Source organism: Leisingera sp. F5, assembly GCF_001593695.1.
In genome coordinates, this window is sequence record NZ_LUKH01001283.1 from 1 (window position 1) to 1,136 (window position 1,136).

Below are 1,136 nucleotides of genomic sequence, written 5' to 3' on the forward strand. Positions count from 1 at the left end.
GATCATAGGGGCGCAGGAAATCAGCATTGGCGCGCAGGTCGTCCAGCACCGCCATGGTTTCGGGGAACGCCCCTGCCCGCTCGCGGAGCGCGGGCCACAGGTACAGCGCCTCACGCCGGTGGGCGAGGTCGAACAGCGCTTGCTCAGTCCAGCCGAACAGCGGCGACTTCAGTGCTTCCGCCAGTGATAAGGAATCCTCCGGCAGGGCCAGGAACCGCAGCAGTGCAGCGATGTCCTTCACCGCCAGTTCTGCACCTACTTTCAACCGGTCAGCGCCGGCAATGGGCAGCTCGGCTTTCTTGCAGGCACGGATGATCTCAGAGAACAGATCAGACCGGCGCTGCACCAGAATCAGGAAATCACCTGCCTGAACCGGCCTGCGCTGGAAGGTGCCGCGTTCAGCACCGTCCTCAGGGATTGTGACGCCGGTGCCGATCATCTGTTTGATCGATTGGGCGATGCGTTCGGCCAGGATCACTGTGTGATGGCGGCTGCTGGGCCGGTCAACGGGGCTGGTCCAGTCAGGATCCTCGTCGTCCTCGACCTTTCCGACCACTGGCCAAAGGTCCACCCGGCCCGGCAGGTCGGATTTGAAGGCCCGGTGCAGCGCTTCCTTACGAAAACCTGCGCGCGGGCTGTCCCGGAATACGAGATCCACCAGTTTCAGGATCGCAGCAGAAGAGCGGAAGGAGAAATCGAGCGAGGCATCCTGCAGCCCCGCTCCGGTTTCCGCCAGCCGGTGCCCGAACTCTTGCTGCATCCGGTCAAAGGCATCCGGATCGGCACCTTGGAAAGAATAGATCGACTGTTTCTTGTCACCGACCACAAAGATCGTGCGTTCGACATCCGAGCGCGCACCAACGCCGGATGTGAATTCCTGCGCCAGTTTCTCAATCACGTCCCATTGCACCGGGCTGGTATCCTGTGCCTCGTCCACCAGAATGTGGTCGATGCCGCCATCCAGCCGGTACAGCACCCAGGCGGCAACGCCCGGATCGTTCAGCAATTGCCGGGCCTTCAGGATCAGGTCGTCAAAGTCGAGCCAGCCACGCAGCTGTTTGCGGTGCTCATACTCCGGCAGGAAGGCGGCGGCAAAGCGATGCAGATCATGGCTTTTGCGAGCGGCAGCCAGGGCC

1 protein-coding gene is annotated in these 1,136 nt (G+C 62.2%); it reads right to left on the reverse strand.

Annotation, left to right across the window (positions count from 1 at the left end):
* The coding region (locus tag A2I95_RS40800; protein ID WP_291738001.1) for a UvrD-helicase domain-containing protein at positions 1 to 1,136 on the reverse strand (1,136 nt) is incomplete at both ends.